Origin of the sequence: Pseudomonas crudilactis (assembly GCF_013433315.1) — a bacterium.
Taxonomy (GTDB): domain Bacteria; phylum Pseudomonadota; class Gammaproteobacteria; order Pseudomonadales; family Pseudomonadaceae; genus Aquipseudomonas; species Aquipseudomonas crudilactis.
Window position 1 is genome coordinate 357859 of record NZ_WXVV01000002.1, and the last position, 22287, is coordinate 380145.

Sequence of the window (22287 nt, forward strand, 5' to 3'; positions counted from 1 at the left end):
GGCTTCGTTGGCTGGCTACGTATCAGGGCAGCAGAACGGTGGAGCCAGTGGTGCGCCGCGCCGACAGTTCCGTTTGCGCCTTCGCCGCGTCAGCCAGTGGATATCGCTGGCTGATGTCCACCTTCAACTTGCCGCTGATGATCATCTCGAACAGTTCATCAGCCATTCGCTGCAGATTCTCAGCATTGTTGGCATAAGTCGCCAACGTCGGCCGGGTCACGTAGAGCGAACCCTTGGCGGCGAGAATGCCCAGGTTCACCCCGTCCACCGCGCCGGAAGCATTGCCGAAGCTCACGACCAGGCCGCGTGGGGATACGCTGTCGAGCGAGGTCAGCCAAGTGTCCTTGCCGACGCCGTCGTAGACCACCGGGACTTTCTTGCCATCGGTCAATTCGAGCACGCGCTGCGCGACGTTTTCGTGGCTGTAATCGATGGTCGCCCAAGCACCATTGGCCTTGGCCAGCTCGGCTTTGTCTTTGGAACTGACGGTGCCGATCAGCTTCACGCCTAACGCTTTGGCCCATTGGCAGGCCAGTGAACCGACGCCGCCTGCCGCCGCGTGGAACAGAATGGTTTCGCCACCCTTGAGTTCGTAGGTCTGGCGCAGCAGGTATTGCACGGTCAGCCCCTTGAGCATGACCCCGGCAGCCGTTTCGAAACTGATTTCGTCGGGCAGGTGCACCAGATTGTCTTGGGGCAGCACATGCAATTCGCTGTAGGCCCCCAATGGACCACTGCCATAGGCGACGCGATCACCGACCTTGAACCGGGTGACGTCGCTGCCCACGGCATCGACGATGCCCGCACCTTCAGCACCCAGGCCGGACGGCAAGGCGGGCGGTGCATACAGGCCGCTGCGGAAATAGGTATCGATGAAGTTCAGGCCGATCGCCTTGTTGGCCACGCGCACTTGATTGGGGCCGGGCGCGGCGGGTTGGTAGTCAACATATTCGAGCACTTCGGGACCGCCGTGGGCGCGGAACTGGATACGCTTTGCCATCTGCCTGCTCTCCTTGGGTCTTTTGTAAGCCCCCTATCCAACTCCCATGCTTGATCTTCGTCAACTGCGGCGCGTCGTTGTGCGGTGGTATGCTACGCGCCCATTTGCGTCGCCCGTCTGCCGTGGCGGCGCCCGATTCAAGGTGAAGCCATGACGACCCGCACCGACGCCGTAAAGGCCTATCTGCTCGACCTGCAAGACCGCATCTGCGCTGTCCTCGAAACCGAAGACGGCGGCACGCGCTTCGTCGAAGACGCCTGGACCCGGCCCGCCGGCGGTGGCGGTCGTACCCGCGTGATCGAGAACGGCACGCTGATCGAAAAGGGCGGCGTCAACTTTTCCCACGTCTTCGGCAGCGGTTTGCCGCCTTCGGCGAGCGCGCATCGCCCTGAATTGGCCGGTCGCGGTTTTGAAGCCCTCGGCGTGTCGCTGGTGATCCACCCGCACAACCCGCATGTGCCGACGTCCCACGCCAACGTACGGTTTTTCATCGCCGAGAAGGAAGGTGAAGAGCCTGTCTGGTGGTTCGGCGGCGGCTTCGACCTGACCCCGTATTACGGCAACGAAGAAGACTGCATCCACTGGCACCGCGTCGCCGAACAGGCCTGCGCGCCGTTTGGGGCGGATGTCTACCCGCGCTATAAAGCCTGGTGCGACACCTACTTCCACATCAAGCATCGCCACGAACCGCGCGGCATCGGCGGTCTGTTCTTCGATGACCTGAACGAGTGGGACTTCGACACCAGCTTCGCCTTCATGCGCGCCATCGGCGACGCTTACATCGACGCCTACCTGCCGATCGTGCAGCGCCGTAAAAACGATGCCTTCACCGCGCAGCAGCGTGAGTTCCAGGAATTCCGCCGTGGCCGTTACGTCGAGTTCAACCTGGTTTACGACCGTGGCACGCTGTTCGGCCTGCAATCGGGTGGGCGTACCGAGTCGATTCTGATGTCGCTGCCGCCGCAAGTGCGCTGGGGCTACGACTGGAAGGCCGAGCCTGGCAGCGAAGAAGCGCGCCTGACCGACTACTTCCTGCAGGACCGCGATTGGCTGGCCGAGGCCTGAGGATTTCTGATGGATCGTTACGTCGTTTTCGGTAACCCGATCGGCCACAGCAAATCGCCGATGATTCACAAGCTGTTCGCCGAACAGACTGGTCAACTCCTCGACTACAGCACGCTGCTGGCGCCGCTCGATGATTTCAATGGCTGCGCCACGGCGTTTTTCCAGGAAGGTCGCGGCGCCAACGTTACCGTGCCGTTCAAGGAAGACGCCTATCGTCTGGCCAACAGCCTGACCGCCCGGGCGCAACGTGCTGGCGCGGTAAATACCTTGAGCAAACTGGCCGATGACTCGCTGCTTGGCGATAACACCGATGGTGCGGGGCTGGTGCGTGATCTGACGGTGAACGCCGGGTTCAGCCTGACCGGCAAACGCATCCTGCTGCTCGGTGCGGGTGGCGCAGTGCGCGGGGCGCTGGAGCCGTTGCTGGCGGAGAAACCAGCGTCGGTGATCATTGCCAATCGCACGGTGGACAAGGCTGAGTTGCTGGCGGAGTTGTTCTGCGATTTGGGACCAGTGTCGGCCAGTGGTTTCGACTGGTTGCGCGAGCCGGTGGACGTGATCATCAACGCCACGTCGGCGAGCCTGACCGGCGACGTGCCGCCGATTGCACCGAGCCTGATCGAGCCGGGCAAGACCCTCTGCTACGACATGATGTATGGCAAGGAACCGACCGCGTTTTGCCGCTGGGCCAGCGAACATGGCGCGGCGGTGTCGATGGATGGCTTGGGCATGCTCGCTGAACAGGCGGCCGAGGCGTTCTTTTTGTGGCGCGGTGTGCGCCCGGATACGGCGCCCGTGCTGGCCGAGCTACGCCGTCAGTTGGCCCAATAAATACCAATGTGGGAGCGAGCCTGCTCGCGAATGCGGCCTGGCTGACACATCATTTTTGGATGTGCCTCCGTCTTCGCGAGCAGGCTCGCTCCCACAAGGTATGCGCGATTCCGAGATCAATCCTCAAACCGGATCGGACATTTCTCCGGCCCCTCAAGCTTCCTCAACTCCTCCACCACCTGTGGCCGCGCCCGGCGCAAGGTCAGGCTGCGATTCTGGCTCAATAACCGCCGCGCCTCCTGATGGAGCATCTCCACCCCTGAATAGTCGATGAAGTTGATCTGCTGCGCCTCGATCACCACCCGCGCGCCATGCATGCGTTGCAGGCGCACTTGCAGGTAATGGCTGGCGCCGAAAAAGATCGAGCCGCCGACGCGCAAAATATCGTCCTCACCGTCGCGCCAATGCTGCACGCGCGGTTGCGAGGTGCGCTTGAGGTAGAAGAACAGCGAGGCCAGCACACCGGCATAAATCGCTGTCTGCAACTCCAGCAGCAACGTCGCCAGACAAGTCAGGGCCATCACCACGAACTCGGCACGACTGACACGTAGCAAGGCGCGAATCCCGCGATGATCGACCAGGCCCCAGGCAATCAAAAGAATGCTGCCCGCCATCGCCGGAATCGGAATGTGCGAAATCAGCTCCGCGCCAAAAATCGCAAACAACGCCACCCAAATCGCTGAAAACACCCCGGCCAGCGGTGAACATGCGCCCGCCTCGTAACTGAGGCCCGAACGGGTAAACGATCCGGCGGACAACGATCCGGAAAAGAACGCGCCGACAATATTCGATAAACCTTGTGCGCGGACTTCCTGATTGGCATCGAGCAACTGCTGCGAACGCGCCGAAATCGAGCGGGCAATCGACAGGCTGGTGACCAGCCCGAGCATGCCCACCGCGACTGCACTCGGCAGCAGGCGCAAGATCAAATCCAGATCCAGCGGCAACCCACTGAACGGTGGCAACCGCCCGACGAATGCGCTGACCAGATGCACATGGCCGAACATCGCCGGCCACAGCCATACCAATAGACTGGCCAGCACCAGCGTGATCAGCAGCGTCGGCCAGCGTGGCAGCAATTGTTTGAGCAGCAAGCCGACGACCACCGTGGCTACGCCCAGTACCAGCGAAGGTTTATCCACAGCCCGGAGGTGTTGCAGCAGATCCATCAGACTCGCCAGCGCCGTAGCCTTGGCCGGCAGATCCAACCCCAGCAGATTCGGCAATTGCCCGATGGCTATCACCACCGCCGCGCCGAGGGTGAACCCCAGCACCACCGAGTGCGAAACGAAATTCACCAAAGCGCCGAAGCGCAGCAAACCGAGCAGCCACTGGAAAATCCCGGCGAGGAAGGTCAGCAGCAGGATCAGCGTGATGTAGTCCTGTGATGCGGGTACGGCCAAAGGGCTGACGCTGGCGTACAGCACGATCGAAATGGCCGCTGTCGGGCCGCAGATCAGATGCCACGATGAACCCCACAGGCAAGCGATCAATACCGGAATGATTGCGGCGTAGAGGCCATATTCGGGTGGCAGGCCGGCGATCAGTGCGTAGGCAATCGACTGAGGTAACGCGAGAATTGCGCCGCTGAGGCCGACGATCAGATCCCGTCCGACGCTGGCGCGGGTTTGCCGCGGTAGCCAGGTGAGGAAGGGGAAGAGAGAGTGGCGGCTGGGGAAGGCCATGGATCCTCGCGGTTGGGGTTTTGTTCAAGGTTATCAGGGTGTCAGGGAAAGGGCCCTCACCCTAGCCCTCTCCGGGAGGGAGAGGGGACTGACCGAGGTGTTTGGTGGAGATGCACCGACCTGCAATTTCGGAGTTGAGCGCAAGTTTAGAATCCAACAACGATCGGCTCCCTTTCCCCTCGCCCCCCCTGGGGGAGAGGGCTGGGGTGAGGAGGCAAAAATCTCAAGCCAAACCCAATTCCAACCACCCCACAATCAAAGCTTCGCTTTCACCGCCGCCAGCGCATCCTTGCCATCTACGGTCTTCACCCCATCCAGCCACTTATCCAGCACCGCCGGATTCGCCTTGATCCACGCCTTCGCTGCCTCGGCATTGCTGACCTTCTTGTTCACCACCTCAGCCATGATGCTGTTTTCCATCTCCTGAGTGAACGACAGATTGGTCAGTAACTTACCCACATTCGGACACGCCTCGGCATAGCCCTTGCGCGTCAACGTAAAAACACTGCCGGTATCGCCAAAGTACTTCTCGCCGCCTTTCAGATAATGCATTTTCAACTGCACATTCATCGGGTGCGGGGTCCAGCCGAGGAAGGTGACGAATTTCTGTTTCTTCACCGCCCGCGACACTTCCGCCAGCATCGCCTGTTCGCTGGATTCGATCAGCTTCCACTGGCCCATGTCGAAGTCGTTCTTCTTGATGATTTCCTGCAACGAGATGTTGGCCGGCGCGCCGGAGCCGATGCCGTAGATCTTGCGCTCGAACTTGTCCGCGTATTTGTTCAGGTCGACAAAGTCATGCACACCCGCGTCCCACACATAGTCCGGCACTGCGAGAGTGAACTCGGTGCCGTCGAGGTTCTTCGCCAGTTGCGTGACGTCACCGGTGGCGACGAACTTGTCGTAGAAGCCCTTCTGCGCCGGCATCCAGTTGCCGAGGAACACATCCACTTGACCGTCCTTCAAACCGCCAAAGGTGATCGGCACCGCAAGGGTGTCGACCTTGGCCTTGTAGCCCATGCCGTCCAGCAGAAACCCGGTGATGGCGTTGGTCGCGGCGATGTCGCTCCAGCCCGGGTCGGCCATCTTCACCGTGTCGCAACTCTGCTCGGCGAAGGCCGAAGCGCTGCTCACCGCGAGCAGGCCAATCGTCACTACTGTGGATAACTTACGCATGGACTTCCCCTTAACATTATTGGTTTTGGCAGGGTTGTGGATAACGTGCTTTGCGCTCCAGATCATCGAGGTCGATGTGGTTGCGCATGTACTGCTGACTGGCGTCCACCAGCGGCTGGTGATCCCAGCTCTTCAGCTTGCCGATGGTCAGTGCGTCGGCAACAAAACGCCGGCGGCGCTGGCTGGCGAGGACCTCTCGGTGAATCGCCGGAATATCCCATTTGGCCCGCGCTTCAACGAGAAATTCGTCGAAAAGCTGGCGATGCTGCGGCGATTTGCTGAGTTCTTCCAGTTCGCAAGGATCGTTACTTACGTCGAACAGTAGGCAAGGGTCGCTTTCACTGTAGATAAATTTGTAGGCGCCGCGACGGATCATCATCAACGGGCTGATGGTGCCTTCGGCCATGTATTCGCCAAATACTTCGTCATGACCGCCCTGCCCTTGCAGGTGCGATACCAGTGAGCGGCCGTCCAGCGGCAAGCTCGGTTCCAGCGTGCCTCCGGCCAGTTCAACGAATGTCGGCAGCAGGTCGGCGGTCGAAACGGCAGCGCTGACGCGGCCTGAATCGAACTGCCCCGGCGCACTTATCAACAGGGGCACACGGGCTGCCATTTCGTACCAGTGCATTTTGTACCAGAGGCCTTTCTCGCCAAGCATGTCGCCGTGGTCGCCGGAGAAGACAATGATGGTGTCGTCGATCAGACCGGTTTCTTCCAGCGTTTGCAGGAGTTTGCCGACGTTAGCATCGATATAGCTGCACGCGCCGAAGTACGCCCGGCGTGCATCGCGGATTTTATCCACAGGCAGCGGCTTGCCCCACAGGTCGTAGACCTTGAGCAGACGCTGCGAGTGTGGATCGAGTTCATGTTGATCCGGGGTTGTAGGCAACGGGATGTCGGCACCGTCGTACAAATCCCAGAACGCCCTGGGAATTGTGTACGGGTCGTGTGGGTGAGTCATCGAGACGGTCAGGCAGAACGGCTGATCGCCATCCTCGCGAATGTGATCGAACAGATACTGCTGCGCCTTGAACACCACCTCTTCATCGAAATCGAGTTGGTTGGTACGCACACACGGTCCGGCCTGTAATACCGAAGACATGTTGTGATACCAGCTCGGCCGCACATCCGGCTCATCCCAGTTCACCGCCCAACCGTAATCGGCTGGGTAAATGTCGCTGGTCAGACGTTCTTCATACCCGTGCAACTGATCAGGGCCACAAAAATGCATCTTGCCCGACAACGCGGTGCGGTAACCGAGGCGGCGCAGGTAATGGGCGTAAGTCGGAACATCGGCGGGGAAATCAGCAGCGTTGTCATAAGCGCCGATCTTGCTCGGCAACTGGCCACTGACCAGAGTAAAACGCGATGGCGCGCACAGAGGGCTGTTGCAGTAAGCGGCGTCGAACACCACGCCTTGTTCGGCGAGGCGAGAGAGATTCGGCAGTTTGATCGGCGAAGGGCCGTAGAACGGCAACATTGGCGCGGCCATCTGATCGGCCATGATGAAAAGAATATTCTTGCGCTTCATGTGATCGCGGCATTCCATAGTGAATATTTATGCGACATTGCTGCGATCGAGCATGAAGTCCATGCTGTATCCGGTAAAGCCCGCGCCGGACAATGACTAGGATAAGCACTGCTTATGTATGAAGCCTTGGGTGATCTGTCGCTCGACCTGTTGCGCGCTTTCGAGGCGGCGGCGCGACAGCGCAGTTTTACCGCCGCATCGGTAGAGCTGGGCACTACGCAACCGGCGATCAGTCAGCAGATCAAACGGCTGGAAGAGCAACTCGGTACGCGTCTGTTTGATCGGATCTACCGAGGCATCGAATTGACGGAAATCGGCGCGATCCTGTTCGAGCAAGTTACCCTCGGTTTGCAGAATATCGATGCAGGATTAAGCGCAATCAGCACGCAACAGCAACATGAAGTCCTGCAGGTTGCCACCGATTTTGCCTTCGCTGCGTATTGGTTGATGCCGCGCTTGCACCGCTTTCATGAAGCCAATCCTCACGTTGATGTCAGCCTCGTCACCAGCGAGCGCAACCACAACATGCTGCGTACGGATATCGATGTAGCGATTCTGTTCGGCGATGGGCGTTTCAAGCAGGGCGAGAGTCACTGGTTGTTCAGCGAAGAAGTGTTCCCGGTGTGCAGTCCGCAGTTGCTCAAGGACCGTGCCCTGCCCTTGCCCGCTCAGGCGTTGCTGGAGTTTCCATTGCTGCACCTGCGTGGCGAAAATAGCAGCAACTGGTTTGACTGGAGTGGCCTGTTTCGCCAACTCGGCATCACCACTGCGCCAGCGCCCGGGCAGTTGCGCTTCGATAATTACACGCTGTTGATTCAGGCGGCGATTGGTGGCCAGGGCGTGGCGATCGGTTGGCGGCACCTTGTGGATAACTTGCTGAGCCAGGGTTTGTTGTGCCGGCCGATTGCTGAAACGACGCTGTCGCGGCTGGGGTATTACGTGGTGTTGCCGCAGCGCAAACGTCGAGGGGCGTTGATTCAACAATTTGTCGATTGGTTGATGGCGGAGCAGGCGAGCAGCGCCGAATCCCTGAACGGGCTGGCGCTGCCTTCGATTGCGGTTTGAAGATCAAAAGATCGCAGCCTGCGGCAGCTCCTACCTGGAGTCGCTGGCCGCGACGAAATTCACGTGCTGCCCCACATGCAGATTCAGCCGCAACTCATCAGCAATCCCCACCGCCACCCGATTCAGACGCTCCAGCGGTTCGGCCAGACCCGGCTCCAGATTGCCGCCGACCTGACTGAAGTGCTCAATCGTCAGCCCGGCCACGCCGTGCGGAGCATTGACCAGCGTCCAGTGCAGCGGGCTGCTTTGCACGGCTTCACGGATTTCTTCGGCGGCATGACGTTGCAGGCGATCATCGACATCCGGCTCATCAAGTACGGCAAAATCGCCCACCAGAAACAGCCGCGAAACGTTGGCGGCTTGCAGTCCATCGACCAATGCGTCGACGGCCAGCACTTGCTCGACAGGGCCGAGTACGACAGAGCGCTCAACGTGATCGCTGCTGAATGGCAAACCCGGCGCATCCAATAAGCAGATGACCACCGAACTGCCGGCCACACTTTGATTGACCCGCTCGGAATCGAACAGGTCGCCGCTCTTGGTGCGTAGTCCGGGACGCGGCGCGAGCGCGGTGAGATCGTCGAGAATGGCAATGACTTCATGCTGACGACGCAGCAATTCAGCCATCAACGCGCTGCCCAGGCTACTCATGGCACCATAGAGCACCACTTTTACCGCCGGGGTTTCGGCATTTTTCATGGCTGATCCCTTTTCTTATCCCTTGTATGGCGTGTGACATACGGGCGACGCCGAGGGTTCGAACCGATTCAGAGGCTTTTAGATGCAAGCGATCAAGGGTTATCACGCCCATGTCTATTTCGACGCCAGGACCATCGAGCAGGCGCGGGCCTTGTGCGAGCAGGCCGCGCAATTGTTTGCTCTGAAAATGGGCCGCGTCCATGAGCGCCCGGTCGGGCCGCATCCGGACTGGAGCTGCCAATTGGCCTTCGGCCCTGAGTTGATCGGCGAGGTGCTGCCGTGGCTGGCACTCAATCGCAAAGGCCTGGTGGTGTTTCTGCACCCGGACACTGGGGATGATTTGCTCGACCACACCGAACACGCGATCTGGATGGGTGCGATCCGACCGCTGAATCTGTCTGTTTTTTGATCACAGCGTTTCTTCGGCTTCGCCCGGCAGATGCTCGTCCAGATGCAGCCAGGGCAATTGGCTGTCCGTCCAGATGTGTCGCTCGGCGGGTGCCTGCTCTGGGTGATCAAGTGTGGCGATGGTTACGTCGATGCTTTCAGGGCTGAGCAACGTCACCAACGCCAGTTGCGCGCCACACCGCGGGCAGAAGTACCGCGCGCAACTGTCGGATGAGTCATAACGCGCCGGCTTAGCGGCCAGCCATTGAAAATTCGCAGCCGGCACGGTGATCCACGTCGTGACGATTCCACCGCTGACCTTGCGGCAAATCGAACAATGGCAATGGGCGATATCCTGCAACGCCCCGCTGAACTGGTAACGAATGTGTCCGCAATGGCAGCCGCCACTGTGCATTTCGCTCATGGTCAAAGCCCTCCTTCCTGTGTTCATTGACTCTGGTTCGCATCCGACGGCCGGTTGACCGTTCATTCAAAGCTTTCACCAGCGAAAGGTAGCTGAAAGCTTCCCCGATTAGGATCGCCTCCACTTCCGGCAACAGACCGGTTGGCCAATGCGTGTGATACCTCGCACGAACGGCCCAATTAACAACAACAATGGTGATTCTGATGTCCTCTGTAACCCGCCTCTTCGCTGTCACTCCGCCCGTACGTCTCGTGCTTCCCGTTCTGCGCTGATCCCGCCCGATCCGCTCACTCAACTAGCCGCGCTACGCCTGGAGTATTCCCATGCTGACTTTCCTTGGCTTCGCCATGGTCATCACGTTCATGTTCCTGATCATGACCAAGCGCCTGTCCGCGCTGATCGCTCTGATCATCATCCCGATTGTCTTCGCCCTGTTCGGTGGTTTCGCACCGAAGATCGGCCCGATGATGCTCGAAGGCATCACCAAGCTCGCGCCGACCGGCGTGATGCTGATGTTCGCCATTCTCTATTTCGCCCTGATGATCGACTCCGGCCTGTTCGATCCGGCCGTGCGCAAGATCCTCAAACTGGTCAAGGGCGACCCGCTGAAGGTTTCGGTCGGCACCGCCGTACTGGCGCTCGTCGTTTCCCTCGATGGTGACGGCGCGACCACTTACATGATCTGCGTGGCCGCCATGCTGCCGCTGTACAGCCGCATTGGCATGAGCCCGCGGATCATGGCCGGTCTGATCATTCTCGCCGGCGGCGTGATGAACATGACCCCGTGGGGCGGCCCGACCGCGCGTGCGGCGAGTGCGCTGCATGTCGATCCGTCGGATATTTTCGTGCCGATGATTCCGGCTATGGCTGCTGGTGTGGTGGCGATCCTGGTCATCGCCTACTTCTACGGTAAACGTGAGCGTGCGCGTCTGGGTGAGCTGCATCTGGTTGGCGATGATATCGATCACAGCGAAATCAGCGTGTCGCAGTTCCCGGATGCCCGCCGTCCGAAACTGATCTGGTTCAACGGCGCCCTGACCTTCGGCCTGATGTGCACCCTGATTGCTGGCCTGCTGCCTTTGCCGGTGCTGTTCATGGTCGCGTTCAGTATTGCCATGATCGTCAACTACCCTTGCCTGCAGATGCAGAAGGATCGCGTCGCGGCTCACGCCGGTAGCGTGCTGGCAGTGGTCGGGCTGATCTTTGCGGCGGGTATCTTCACCGGTATCCTGAGCGGCACCGGCATGGTCGATGCGATGTCGAAGAGCCTGTTGGCGGTGATTCCGGATTTCCTCGGCCCCTATCTGGCCGTGATCACGGCGCTGGTGAGCATGCCGTTCACCTTCTTCATGTCCAACGATGCGTTCTACTATGGCGTGTTGCCGGTGTTGGCCGAAGCGGCCAGCCACTATGGGATCACCGCAGTGGAAATGGCCCGTGCCTCGATCGTCGGTCAGCCCGTCCACTTGCTGAGCCCGTTGGTGCCATCGACGTATCTGTTGGTGGCCCTGGCTGGCATCGATTTCGGTGACCACCAGCGTTTCACCCTGAAATGGGCGATCCTGGTGTGTATCTGCATCCTGATTGCTGCACTGCTGTTGGGGACTTTCCCGGTGTTCAGCACTCTATAAGCCCAAGACTCACCGTTTCGGGTCCTGGCTTCGCGGTTTGAAGCCCGGACCTTTTTCGGTTTAACAATTGCTCAAAGGAATACACATGGAATGGCTGACCAACCCCGAAATCTGGGTTGCCTTCTTCACCCTGACCGCCCTGGAAATCGTCCTCGGCATCGATAACATCATCATGATTTCGATCCTGGTCAGCCGCATGCCCAAGCACATGCAGCAGCGCACCCGGATCTTCGGTCTTGGCCTGGCCATGATCACCCGCATCCTGTTGCTGCTGTCGATCACCTGGGTCATGCGCCTTACCGCCGACCTGTTCGAAGTGTTCGGCCAGGGCATTTCCGGCCGTGACCTGATCCTGTTCTTCGGTGGCCTGTTCCTGTTGTGGAAGAGCTCGCAAGAGATGTACCACGCGCTGGAAGGCGAAGACGAAAGCGACGACACGCCTGGCGGCAAGGGCGGCAACTTCCTCTACACCATCATCCAGATCGCGATCATCGACATCGTCTTCTCGCTGGACTCGGTGATCACCGCAGTGGGCATGGTTTCCCACGTGCCGGTGATGGTCGCGGCGATCGTCGTGGCGGTGCTGGTGATGATGCTGGCGTCGGGCAAGATCAGCGAGTTCATCGACAAGCACCCGTCGTTGAAGATGCTGGCGCTGTCGTTCCTTCTGGTGGTCGGTACGGTACTGATTGCCGAGTCGTTCGATGTGCATGTGCCGAAGGGCTATGTCTACTTCGCCATGGCGTTCTCGCTGGCGGTGGAAGCGATCAACATCAAGCTACGCGGCGCAATGGCCAAGAAAAGACAACAGCAAGACCCGGTGAAACTGCGCAAGGACATTCCGGGCCAGTAATCTGCTAGTCCGGCAATACGCAGTACCCCCTGTGGGAGCGAGCTTGCTCGCGAAGGCTTCGTGTCAGTCGACAGAAATGTTGGCTGGCCCACCGCTTTCGCGAGCAAGCTCGCTCCCACATTTGTTTGTGCAACATTCAGTCACTGCGGACCTTGTGGGAGCTGGCTTGCCAGCGATAGCGGAGTGTCAGGCGACATCAATGTTGGTTGTGCCGACGCCATCGCTGGCAAGCCAGCTCCCACAGGAGACGGCGTTGATTTAAAGGGGGTGTATGAAGCGCTTTTCATGACACTTTTGTTTCAATCGACACTTTAGCTGTGCAATGCTGGCGCCCAGACCGTTAGCCAACTACAGCTTAAGTATCAAAAACGTAGAAACCGCGCGGTACCGTCCACTTGCCCCTCTGGGGCGCTGCTACTACAGGGGGTCTGCATGCTCACCCTGCTCAATCTGCTTTCCGCCGTCGCCCTGCTGATCTGGGGCACGCACATCGTCCGAACCGGCATCCTGCGGGTGTACGGCACCAACCTGCGCCATGTGATCGGCCAGAACATGTCCAAGCGCTGGCTGGCCTTTGTCGCTGGTATTGTCGTCACTGCGATGGTGCAGAGCAGCAACGCCACCGCCATGCTCGTGACCTCTTTCGTCGGCCAGGGCCTGATGGCGCTGACTCCGGCACTGGCGACCATGCTCGGCGCCGACGTCGGTACTGCGCTGATGGCGCGGGTGTTGACGTTCGACCTGTCGTGGTTGTCGCCGCTGCTGATTTTCCTTGGGGTGATTTTCTTTCTGTCGCGCAAACAGACGCGCCTTGGGCAGATGGGCCGGGTGGCCATCGGGCTGGGGCTGATCATTTTGGCGCTGCAATTGATCGTTGAGGCCGCCGCGCCGATCACCCATGCGCAAGGGGTGAAGGTGATTTTCGCCTCGCTGACCGGCGATATCCTCCTCGACGCCTTGGTTGGCGCGTTGTTCGCGATGATTTCCTACTCCAGCCTCGCTGCCGTTTTGCTCACTGCAACCCTGGCCGGCGCCAGCGTGATCAGTCTTCCAGTGGCAATCGGTCTGGTGATCGGCGCCAACATCGGCAGCGGCATTCTCGCCTTTATGAGCACCAGCATGCAGAACGCCGCCGGCCGGCAAGTGGCGTTGGGCAGTCTGTTGTACAAACTCATTGGCCTGTTGCTGATCATCCCGGTGCTCGACCCGCTGGTGCACTGGATCGACAGCCTCGATTTCAGCCCGCAGGAAATGGTCATCGGCTTCCACTTGCTCTACAACACCGCGCGCTGCCTGATTCTGCTGCCTAGCGTTGGCCCGATGGCGCGACTCTGCGCGTGGCTGCTGCCGGAACGTCCGGAGGTCAACGGCACCGCCAAACCGCGTCACCTCGACGCGACGGCGCTGGTGACGCCGAGTCTGGCGTTGGCCAACGCCGCCCGGGAAACCCTGCGCATGGGCGATCTGCTCGACAACATGCTCGATGCCACCCTCGATGTACTGCGCGGCAAGCAGACCGCCGTCACCCAGGAAATGCGTCGGCTGACCGATGACGTCGAAGCGCTGTACAGCGCGATCAAGCTGTACCTGGCGCAGATGCCCCGCGAAGACCTCGGCGAGCAGGACAGTCGGCGCTGGGCCGAGATCATCGAGCTGGCGATCAACCTCAAATTGGCCGCCGACCTGATCGAACGCATGCTGCGCAAGATCCAGCAACAGAAGACCTCGCAGCGCCGCTCGTTTTCTGAAGAAGGTCTGGAGGATCTGGCCGGATTGCAGCAGCAACTGATTTCCAACCTGCGTTTGGGCCTTTCGGTGTTCCTCAGTGGTGACCGCGAAAGTGCCCGGCAGTTGCTCCGCGAGAAACGCCGCTTTCGCGCGCAGGAACGCCGGTTGGCCCATGCGCATGTCAGCCGTTTGCAACGCAAGATCGTGCAGAGTATCGAGACCAGTTCGCTGCACCTGGAGTTGATTGCCGACATGAAACGCTTGAACTCACTGTTTTGCGGCAGTGCGTATGTGGTGCTGGAAACGGCGGACACCGGAGCGCTGGCGGCGGATGATATTGCCGACATTACGCATTCGCCTTGAACGTCTGGGGCTGGGTTTAGTCAGTTACATTGATTCAGCCTTCAGGCCGCTATCGCGAGCAGGCTCACTCCTACAGGGGGACGCATTCCAAATGCAGGAGTGAGCCTGCTCGCGATGGGGCCCTGACTGACGACACGGATCTCCAAATCAGCCGTATGGAAGCCTGTTATGCGTTGCCTGTTGTTCGCCTGTCTGTTGCTCGGTTCCCTGCCCTCCTTCGCCCTGGATCGTTTTCAGGTTGAAGGCTACGCGCTGCCCAATGGTTTACAACTGATGCTCAAGCCCGGCACCGAACGTGGGCACGTGGCGATCCGGCTGGTGGTCGGCGTCGGTCTTGATGATTTCGACTGCGATGAAAAAGAGTTGCCGCACCTGCTCGAGCACTTGTTGTTCAGTGGCATCGATGCCACTGGCGAAGGGGGCCTGGAAGAACGCATGCAAGCACTGGGCGGTGAATGGAATGCCTTCACCAGTAACGCCGACACCACGTTCGTCATCGAGGCCCCGGCGAAAAACCAGCGCAAAGTGCTCGACCTGCTGCTCGCTCTGCTCACACAAACGCGCATCGACGACAACGCCATCAACGCCGCCAAGCGTGTGGTTGAACGTGAAGATGGCGGCCATTACACACGGCTGCAACGCTTTCTCGATCGTCAGGATCTTGGCCACACCGCGAGCAATCAGCTCGCCGTCGAACTGGGCCTGAAATGCCCGCAACGTGCCGAGGTCGGTCACCTGACTCAGGAACAACTGGAGAAGGTGCGCAAGGCCTGGTACGCGCCGAACAACATGACCCTGATTGTCGTTGGCGAACTCGACAAACTGCTGCCGGCCTATCTGGAGCGTACCTGGGGTGCACTCGAAGCCGTTGAGCCGAGCGAACACCGTGCACTGCCAGACATCAGCACCAGCGCTGCCCATGAGCGCTCCCTCACCCGTGGCTTTATCGGCGACAGCGCCAAACTGCACTGGCTGGTGCCGGAGCCGGTGATCGATGATCAGTACGACCAGACCTTCGACATTCTCAAGGATTACCTCGACTGGGCGCTGTACCGGCAGATTCGCCTCAACCACGGTTTGTCCTACGGGCCATGGGCCGAGCGCGAAGTGTTTGGCGGCGTCGGTTTCATGAGCCTGAATGCCGATCTGGATCGTGATGACGTCGACGAAGCCATTCAGGTGCTGGAAGACCTCAAGGCCGACCTGCTGAAAAACGGTCTCGACCCGGACACCTTCGCGCGGATCAAACAGGCTTCCATCGCCCATCAGGCCTGGGCGGTGCAGGGTAATAGCGCGATGGCGGATTACTACTGGAGCGCCCTCGGCGATTACCAGGACGGCCGTTTTGCCAACCCGGCGCGGGAGCTGCAAGGGGTGACGCTGGAAGCAGCGAACAAGGCCATGCGTGAGTTGCTGTTGCAACCGGGGTATTTGCGGATCGAGAAACCGTTGGTCAGTGATGATCAGGTGTTGTGGTTGAGTGCGGGTGGTATCGGTTTGTTACTGCTGATCCTGATCGGCTGGCGCCTGCACCACCGCCGAAAACCTGCCGAACACTAACCCTGTAGGAGTGAGCCTGCTCGCGATAGCGGTCTACCAGACGAAGAGATAGTGACTGAACGACCGCTATCGCGAGCAGGCTCACTCCTACAGGGGAATGTGTTGGTTTTAAGTGACCGTCAGCCTCGCCACAGCGCCCGACGGGCGCTAATCTGTCGAGGTTTTTTCCTATCCAGTCGTGAACCGCCCAAATGCCAAAAATACAGCTCCTGATCCAGCGCATTCTCGAACTGATGAAGCGCTATCCCGGGGTCATTGCGCTTGGCGGGTTCATCTCCGGGGTCGGCAGTTTCATCATGGTCGATCGTCAGCAAGGGCTGGCGAGCTGGATCACCGTGATCATGCTGCTCAGCTGGATCTGGCTGATGCTGGAAAACACCCTCACCGGCCTCTTCACCCGCGTGTTCAAACGCGAGATTCCCCAGCCGCTGCTGCGTTACGCGACGCAGATGATCCATCAGGAAAGCCTGTTTTTCGTTCTGCCGTTCTTCTTCATCACCACGACGTGGAACAGCGGCCAGCTGTTCTTCACTGGCCTGCTCAGCGTCGCGGCACTGATCTCGATCGTCGATCCGCTCTATTACAAATGGCTGGCGCCACGGCGCTGGGCGTTTCTGGCGTTGCACACCCTGACCCTGTTCGCCGCCCTGCTCACCGCGTTGCCGGTGATCATGCACCTGACCACCGCGCAGAGCTTCAAATGGGCGCTGGGCATTGCCGTGCTGTTGTCGTTCCCGAGCCTGGCGTCGATCTTCCCGATCCGCACGGTGCGCAATGCCTTGGCGATCCTGTGCATTACCGTTGGTATTGGCGGCGTCGGTTGGGCGCTGCGCTCGTGGGTGCCGCCGGCGACGCTGTGGATGACCGACGTGGCGATCAGCACGCAAATGCAGGACCGCACCCCCGGCGCGAGCCTCGATACGGTCAGCGCCGAGCAGATTCGTGGCGATGGCCTCTACGCCTACACCGCGATCAATGCGCCGCGCGGGCTCGATGAGCGGATTTATCACGTCTGGCAGTTCAATGGCAAAGAGGTCGACCGCATCGCCCTCGACATCCACGGCGGGCGCAAGGAAGGCTACCGCGCGTGGACGCACAAGCAGAACTTCCCCGGCAACCCGGCGGGCAAATGGCAAGTGCGCGTGCTGACCGAAGACGGCCAGGTGATCGGCGTGCTGCGCTTCGAAGTTACAGACAGCACAGCGATCAAAGAAAAGTAACCCGGTTCGTGCTATTACGTTAGTTCGCATAAAGGCCGAACAAGCACGGAGCTTATGACCAGCAGCTCGATCAGCGGTAATGCCCAACTGGACACGTCGATAACCCCTGCCCGCCTGCGGGTCACGGGGGACTGGACGCTTGCCCATTACGCCGAGCTCAAGCAACTGAGCGAAAAGCTCCACGGCCAGTACGATGGCAACACCCCGATCGATCTCAACAGCCTCGGCGCCCTCGACACCGCTGGCGCTTCGTTGCTGGTCGAACTGCTCGGTTCCGAGCGCCTCGGCAAATCCGCCGAACACCCCGACTGCACCCTGACCTCCGCCGACCGCGCGCTGCTGCAAACCGTGTACTGCTCGATGACCGACTTCTGCGTGCCGATCAAGGAGCCGGAAATCAGCGTCAGCGTGCAGTTGCTGACGCGTATTGGTCGCGCCGTCGACACCGTCTGGCAAGACACCTTGCAACTGCTCGGCTTCGTCGGCCTGATCATGGAAACCATCGCTCGCAGCCTGTTCCGGCCCAAGCGCTGGCGCATCACTCCAATGATCGCGCACATCGAACAGACCGGCCTCGACGCTGCACCCATCGTGGCGCTGCTGACCTTTCTGGTCGGCGCAGTGGTGGCATTTCTCGGGGCGACGGTGCTGGCCAGTTTCGGCGCGACGATCTTTACTGTGGACCTGGTGGGCTTCTCGTTCCTGCGCGAATTTGGTGTGCTGCTCACGGCGATCCTGATGGCCGGGCGCACCGCCAGTGCCTTCACCGCGCAAATCGGCTCGATGAAGGCCAACGAAGAAATCGACGCGATCCGCACCCTCGGCCTCGACCCGATGGAGCTGTTGGTGGTGCCGCGCGTGCTGGCAATGCTGGTGGCGCTGCCGATGCTGACGTTTCTGGCGATGCTCTGCGGGATCATTGGTGGCGGCGTGGTCTGCGCGGTGTCGCTGGATATCTCGCCGGCGATGTTCCTGACGTTGTTGCAGTCGGACATCGGCGTTCAGCACTTTCTGGTCGGCTTGGTGAAGGCGCCAATCTTCGCCTTCATCATCGCCGCGATTGGTTGCCTGGAAGGCTTCAAGGTCAGCGGCAGTGCCGAGTCGGTCGGTGCCCACACCACGTCCGCCGTGGTCCAATCGATTTTCGTGGTGATCGTGCTCGACGCGGTGGCCGCGCTGTTCTTCATGGAGATGGGCTGGTGAGTCGTCTACCCCGCGCGCCCTCGGAGGCGGTGATCGAAGTCCGTGGCCTGTGCAATCGCTTCGGCAGCCAGAGCGTGCACGAGAACCTCGATCTGGATTTGTACAAAGGCGAAATTCTTGCCGTGGTCGGTGGCTCCGGCAGTGGCAAATCAGTGCTGTTGCGCAGCATTGTCGGGTTGCGCCGGCCCAGCGAAGGCATGGTCAAAGTGTTCGGCAAGAACCTGCCGAGCCTCTCCGAGCATGAGCGTTCGCTGGTCGAGCGGCGTTTTGGCGTGCTGTTTCAGAAAGGCGCGCTGTTCTCGTCGCTGACCGTCACCGAGAACGTCGCCCTGCCCCTTATCGAACACGCCGGCCTCAGCCGCAACGACGCCGAGCACTTGGCGGCGGTGAAGCTGGCGTTGGCCGGGCTGCCGCTGTCGGCGGCGGACAAATACCCGGCGTCGCTGTCCGGCGGCATGATCAAACGGGCTGCTCTGGCGCGGGCTTTGGCGCTGGATCCGGACATTCTGTTTCTCGATGAACCCACCGCCGGCCTCGATCCGATTGGTGCGGCGCAATTCGATCAATTGATCCTGACCCTGCGCGATGCACTCGGCCTCAGCGTGTTTCTGGTGACCCACGACCTCGACACGCTCTACACCATCACCGACCGTGTGGCGGTGCTCGCGCAGAAAAAAGTCCTGGTCGCGGGCCCGATCGACGTCGTTTCCGAAACCGACGACGCGTGGATTCACGAATACTTCCACGGCCCGCGCGGCCGCTCGGCGCTGGACGCCGCCAAATTGCTCAACGAGGTCTGACATGGAAACCCGAGCGCATCATGTGTTGATCGGCCTGTTCACCGTGATTGTGGTGGCAGGTGCCCTGCTCTTCGGTCTGTTCCTGGCAAAGTCCAGCGTCGATACCGAGTTCAAGGATTACGAAATTGTCTTCAGCGAGGCAGTCAGCGGCCTGTCCAAGGGCAGCCCGGTGCAGTACAGCGGGATCAAGGTTGGCGATGTGATCAACCTGCGCCTTGATCCAAAGGATCCACGGCGCGTGCTGGCGCGGATTCGTCTGGCCGGGGACACGCCAGTCAAGGAAGATACCCAGGCCAAACTGGCGCTGGCCGGGATCACCGGTACGTCGATTATCCAGCTCAGCGGCGGCACGCCCGAGAGCCCGAAACTGCGTGGGCATGACGGTAATCTGCCGACCATTGTCGCCTCGCCCTCGCCTATTTCGCGCTTGCTCAATGACTCCAACGACTTGATGACCGGCATCACCGCGCTGCTGCAGAACGCCAATCAGATGTTCTCTGCCGAGAACGTCGAGCGCGTGAGCAAAACCCTCGCCCATCTGGAGCAGACCACCGGCACCATCAACGATCAGCGCGGTGACATCAAACAGGCCATGCAGCAACTGGCGACGGTCGGCAAACAGGCCGGCAGCATGCTCGAACAGACCTCGCTGCTGATGCGCAACGCCAACGGCTTGATCAACGATCAGGGCAAGCAGGCGCTGGGCAGTGCCGAGCAAGCGATGAAGTCGCTGGAACAAAGCACGACCACCATCAGCACGTTGCTGAGCAAAAACGAAAACTCTCTCGACAACGGCATGCAGGGCCTCAATGGCCTGGCCCCGGCGATCCGCGAACTGCGCGAGACGCTGACCTCGCTGCGCGCCATCTCGCAACGCCTTGAGGCCAACCCCAGCGGCTACCTGCTGGGCCGTGACAAGAACAAGGAATTCACCCCATGAAGCTGACTCGACTTGCCCTCCTCGCCGGCTTCGCGCTGATCAGCGCCTGTTCGATTCTGCCGCAGTCCGAGCCGTCGGATGTCTATCGCCTGCCGGTCGCACAGGCGCCCGCCTTGGCCAGTTCAGTGGCGACGCAGCATTGGTCGTTGCGGCTGAACAAGTTGCAGGCCAGTGAGGCGTTGAACCGGCCGACGATTGCGGTCATTCCGCAGGGTGATGTGATCAGCAGCTACAAGGGTTCGCGCTGGAGCGATCCGGCGCCGGTGCTGGTGCGTAATCGCTTGCTCGACGGCTTTGCGCGCGATGGCCGGGTGACGTTGCTCAGTACCGATGACAGCAACTTTGCTGCGGATCTGGAATTGGGCGGGAGTTTGCAGGCGTTTCAGACTGAATATCAGGGCACGCAGGCCAGCGTCGTGGTGCGGGTTGATGCGTTGCTGGTGCGTGGCTATGACCAGCGCATTCTGGCCAGTCGTCGCTTTGAAGAGCGTCAGCCGTTGAGTGATGTGCAGGTGCCGGCGGTGGTTGCGGGATTTGGTCAGGCCAGTGATCGCCTGACCGCGAAGGTCGTTGCGTGGGCCGTAGACCAAGGCCAAAAACTCGCCCCCCAAAAGCGCTGATTCACCACAATCCATGTAGGAGTGAGCCTGCTCGCGATAGCGGTCTATAAGCCACCATCATTGGTGACTGTCCCCCAGCTATCGCGAGCAGGCTCACTCCTACAGTTTGGATTTGTGTTTAGCCGAAGAACCAGTAGCAGACGGCAATGGCGCCAACCACGCCAGCAAACTCCGCCAGCAACGCACACCCCACCGCATGCCGCGCGCGCTGAATCCCCACCGCGCCGAAATACACCGCCAGTACGTAGAACGTCGTTTCAGTACTACCCTGCACCGTCGCCGCGACCAGCGCCGGGAAACTGTCGACGCCCGAGGTCTGCATCGTCTCGATCAACATCGCCCGCGCCGCGCTGCCAGAGAACGGTTTGACCATCGCCGTCGGCAATGCATCGACAAACCGCGTGTCCCAACCGGCCCACTCGACCAGATGGCGAATCCCGTCCAGCCCAAAGTCCAGCGCCCCGGACGCACGCAGTACGCCCACCGCGCAGAGCATCGCCACCAGATACGGCAGCAGATTTTTCGCGACGTCGAAGCCTTCTTTGGCGCCTTCAACGAACGCCTCGTAAACCTTCACTTTCCTTAACGCGCCGATCAGCAAGAACAGCATGATCAACCCGAACAGCGTGAGATTGCCGAGGATCGACGACAATCCCGCCAAAGCCGTCGCTGAAAGCGTGCCGAGCAGCGCCATGAAACCACCGAGTATCAGCGCGCCAGGAATCAGATAAGCCAACACCACCGGATCCCAGATCCGCAGCCGCTGCATAAACGCCACCGAGAGGAAGCCGACAATCGTCGAGCAGCTGGTCGCCAGCAGAATCGGCAGGAACACCAGCGTCGGGTCCGGCGCGCCTTGCTGGGCGCGGTACATGAAGATCGTCACCGGCAGCAGGGTCAGGGAGGAGGCGTTGAGCACCAGGAAGAGGATTTGCGCGTTACTGGCGATGGTGGCACTGGGATTGAGCTCTTGCAGCGCCTTCATGGCTTTCAGGCCGATGGGCGTCGCAGCATTGTCCAGACCGAGGCCGTTGGCGGCGAAGTTCAAAGTGATCAGGCCAAGGGCAGGGTGGCCGGGTGGGACTTCCGGCATCAGCCGCAGGAACAGCGGGCCGAGCACCTTGGCCAGCCACTCGACGATCCCGGCCTTCTCGGCAATGCGCAGAAAGCCCAGCCACAGGGTGAGGGTGCCGAACAGCAGCACCATGACTTCGACCGAGAGCTTGGCCATGGCGAAAATGCTTTCCACCATCGCCGCGAAGATCCCGGCGTTGCCGCCGATCAGCCACTGCGCCAGCGCCGATACGGCTGCCACGATGAAGAAGCCAAGCCACAGGCCATTAAGCATCAGTCAAATCCCCCGAAGAATGCCGCGAATGATAGCGGGGTCGCCAGAAACGACAAACCCCGGATTTCTCCGGGGTTCGTTGGTAAGCCTTGCATCAATTACTGTGGGAGCGAGCTTGCTCGCGAAGGCGGTGTGTCAATCAACATAATTGTTGAATG

20 protein-coding genes are annotated in these 22287 nt (G+C 60.3%); 13 read left to right on the top strand and 7 right to left on the bottom strand.

The genetic code is table 11. The features are described from left to right. Window positions 1–22 precede the first annotated feature (22 nt). A complete protein-coding gene (locus tag GTU76_RS04045; protein ID WP_016984095.1) occupies window positions 23–1000 on the bottom strand; it encodes an NADPH:quinone reductase in 978 nt (325 codons plus the stop codon). A 150-nt stretch (window positions 1001–1150) separates the two neighbouring features. Between GTU76_RS04045 and hemF the strand changes: the two genes are divergently transcribed. Beyond that, window positions 1151–2065, top strand: a complete 915-nt coding sequence (gene hemF / locus GTU76_RS04050; RefSeq protein ID WP_175552766.1) for an oxygen-dependent coproporphyrinogen oxidase — start codon at window positions 1151–1153, stop codon at window positions 2063–2065. Between the two features lie 9 nt (window positions 2066–2074). After that, entirely contained in the window at window positions 2075–2896 is an 822-nt protein-coding gene (gene aroE, locus GTU76_RS04055; protein WP_180698111.1) for a shikimate dehydrogenase, read from the top strand. Between the two features lie 116 nt (window positions 2897–3012). On the opposite strand, the gene GTU76_RS04060 is transcribed toward aroE, so the two are convergent. The 3 genes from GTU76_RS04060 to betC form a co-directional block, all read right to left on the bottom strand. Then, window positions 3013–4581, bottom strand: a complete 1569-nt coding sequence (locus tag GTU76_RS04060; protein ID WP_180698112.1) for a SulP family inorganic anion transporter — start codon at window positions 4579–4581, stop codon at window positions 3013–3015. A 255-nt stretch (window positions 4582–4836) separates the two neighbouring features. Continuing rightward, the gene (gene choX / locus GTU76_RS04065; RefSeq protein ID WP_180698113.1) at window positions 4837–5757 is read right to left on the bottom strand and encodes a choline ABC transporter substrate-binding protein; all 921 of its coding nucleotides are present in this window, start codon (window positions 5755–5757) and stop codon (window positions 4837–4839) included. A gap of 16 nt (window positions 5758–5773) precedes the next feature. Beyond that, window positions 5774–7288, bottom strand: coding sequence for a choline-sulfatase (gene betC / locus GTU76_RS04070; RefSeq protein ID WP_180698114.1), 1515 nt, complete (start codon window positions 7286–7288; stop codon window positions 5774–5776). A gap of 114 nt (window positions 7289–7402) precedes the next feature. Here betC and GTU76_RS04075 point away from each other — a divergent pair, with 114 nt between their 5' ends. Then, on the top strand, window positions 7403–8353 hold the full coding sequence (locus tag GTU76_RS04075) for a choline sulfate utilization transcriptional regulator (RefSeq protein ID WP_016986422.1): 951 nt from the start codon (window positions 7403–7405) through the stop codon (window positions 8351–8353). A gap of 30 nt (window positions 8354–8383) precedes the next feature. On the opposite strand, the gene GTU76_RS04080 is transcribed toward GTU76_RS04075, so the two are convergent. Next, window positions 8384–9052: an NAD(P)-dependent oxidoreductase gene (locus tag GTU76_RS04080; RefSeq protein ID WP_016986423.1), complete on the bottom strand. Its 669-nt coding sequence runs from the start codon at window positions 9050–9052 to the stop codon at window positions 8384–8386. 82 nt (window positions 9053–9134) lie between these two features. Between GTU76_RS04080 and GTU76_RS04085 the strand changes: the two genes are divergently transcribed. After that, window positions 9135–9461 (top strand): DOPA 4,5-dioxygenase family protein, encoded by a 327-nt coding sequence (locus GTU76_RS04085; RefSeq protein WP_123593425.1) that lies wholly within the window; start codon window positions 9135–9137, stop codon window positions 9459–9461. On the opposite strand, the gene GTU76_RS04090 is transcribed toward GTU76_RS04085, so the two are convergent. Further along, complete coding sequence (locus GTU76_RS04090) at window positions 9462–9863, bottom strand: GFA family protein (protein ID WP_180698115.1); 402 nt, start codon at window positions 9861–9863, stop codon at window positions 9462–9464. A gap of 323 nt (window positions 9864–10186) precedes the next feature. On the opposite strand from GTU76_RS04090, the gene GTU76_RS04095 reads away from it, so the two are divergent. The 9 genes from GTU76_RS04095 to GTU76_RS04135 all read left to right on the top strand — a co-directional run bounded on the left by GTU76_RS04095 (window position 10187) and on the right by GTU76_RS04135 (window position 20781). Continuing rightward, on the top strand, window positions 10187–11494 hold the full coding sequence (locus GTU76_RS04095; RefSeq protein ID WP_007911819.1) for a CitMHS family transporter: 1308 nt from the start codon (window positions 10187–10189) through the stop codon (window positions 11492–11494). 85 nt (window positions 11495–11579) lie between these two features. Beyond that, complete coding sequence (locus GTU76_RS04100) at window positions 11580–12347, top strand: TerC family protein (RefSeq protein ID WP_095119663.1); 768 nt, start codon at window positions 11580–11582, stop codon at window positions 12345–12347. A gap of 432 nt (window positions 12348–12779) precedes the next feature. Further along, entirely contained in the window at window positions 12780–14438 is a 1659-nt protein-coding gene (locus tag GTU76_RS04105) for a Na/Pi cotransporter family protein (RefSeq protein ID WP_016986426.1), read from the top strand. Window positions 14439–14606: 168 nt separating this feature from the next. Next, complete coding sequence (locus GTU76_RS04110) at window positions 14607–15998, top strand: M16 family metallopeptidase (protein ID WP_180698116.1); 1392 nt, start codon at window positions 14607–14609, stop codon at window positions 15996–15998. A gap of 191 nt (window positions 15999–16189) precedes the next feature. Continuing rightward, window positions 16190–17218 carry a DUF5924 family protein gene (locus tag GTU76_RS04115; protein WP_016986428.1) on the top strand — a complete coding sequence of 343 codons (1029 nt, stop codon included), beginning with the start codon at window positions 16190–16192 and terminating at the stop codon, window positions 17216–17218. Between the two features lie 54 nt (window positions 17219–17272). After that, window positions 17273–18421 (top strand): ABC transporter permease, encoded by a 1149-nt coding sequence (locus tag GTU76_RS04120; protein ID WP_016986429.1) that lies wholly within the window; start codon window positions 17273–17275, stop codon window positions 18419–18421. Continuing rightward, on the top strand, window positions 18418–19221 hold the full coding sequence (locus tag GTU76_RS04125; protein ID WP_007911797.1) for an ABC transporter ATP-binding protein: 804 nt from the start codon (window positions 18418–18420) through the stop codon (window positions 19219–19221). The genes GTU76_RS04120 and GTU76_RS04125 overlap by 4 nt, the downstream gene beginning before the upstream one ends. Window position 19222: 1 nt before the next feature. Further along, window positions 19223–20161, top strand: a complete 939-nt coding sequence (locus tag GTU76_RS04130) for an MlaD family protein (protein WP_016986431.1) — start codon at window positions 19223–19225, stop codon at window positions 20159–20161. Continuing rightward, entirely contained in the window at window positions 20158–20781 is a 624-nt protein-coding gene (locus tag GTU76_RS04135; RefSeq protein WP_180698117.1) for an ABC-type transport auxiliary lipoprotein family protein, read from the top strand. Before GTU76_RS04130 ends, GTU76_RS04135 begins: the two co-directional genes overlap by 4 nt. A 118-nt stretch (window positions 20782–20899) precedes the next feature. Here the strand turns inward: GTU76_RS04135 and GTU76_RS04140 are convergent, their stop codons facing one another. Further along, a complete protein-coding gene (locus GTU76_RS04140) occupies window positions 20900–22129 on the bottom strand; it encodes a nucleoside recognition domain-containing protein (RefSeq protein ID WP_175552775.1) in 1230 nt (409 codons plus the stop codon). Between the last annotated feature and the right edge of the window lie 158 nt (window positions 22130–22287).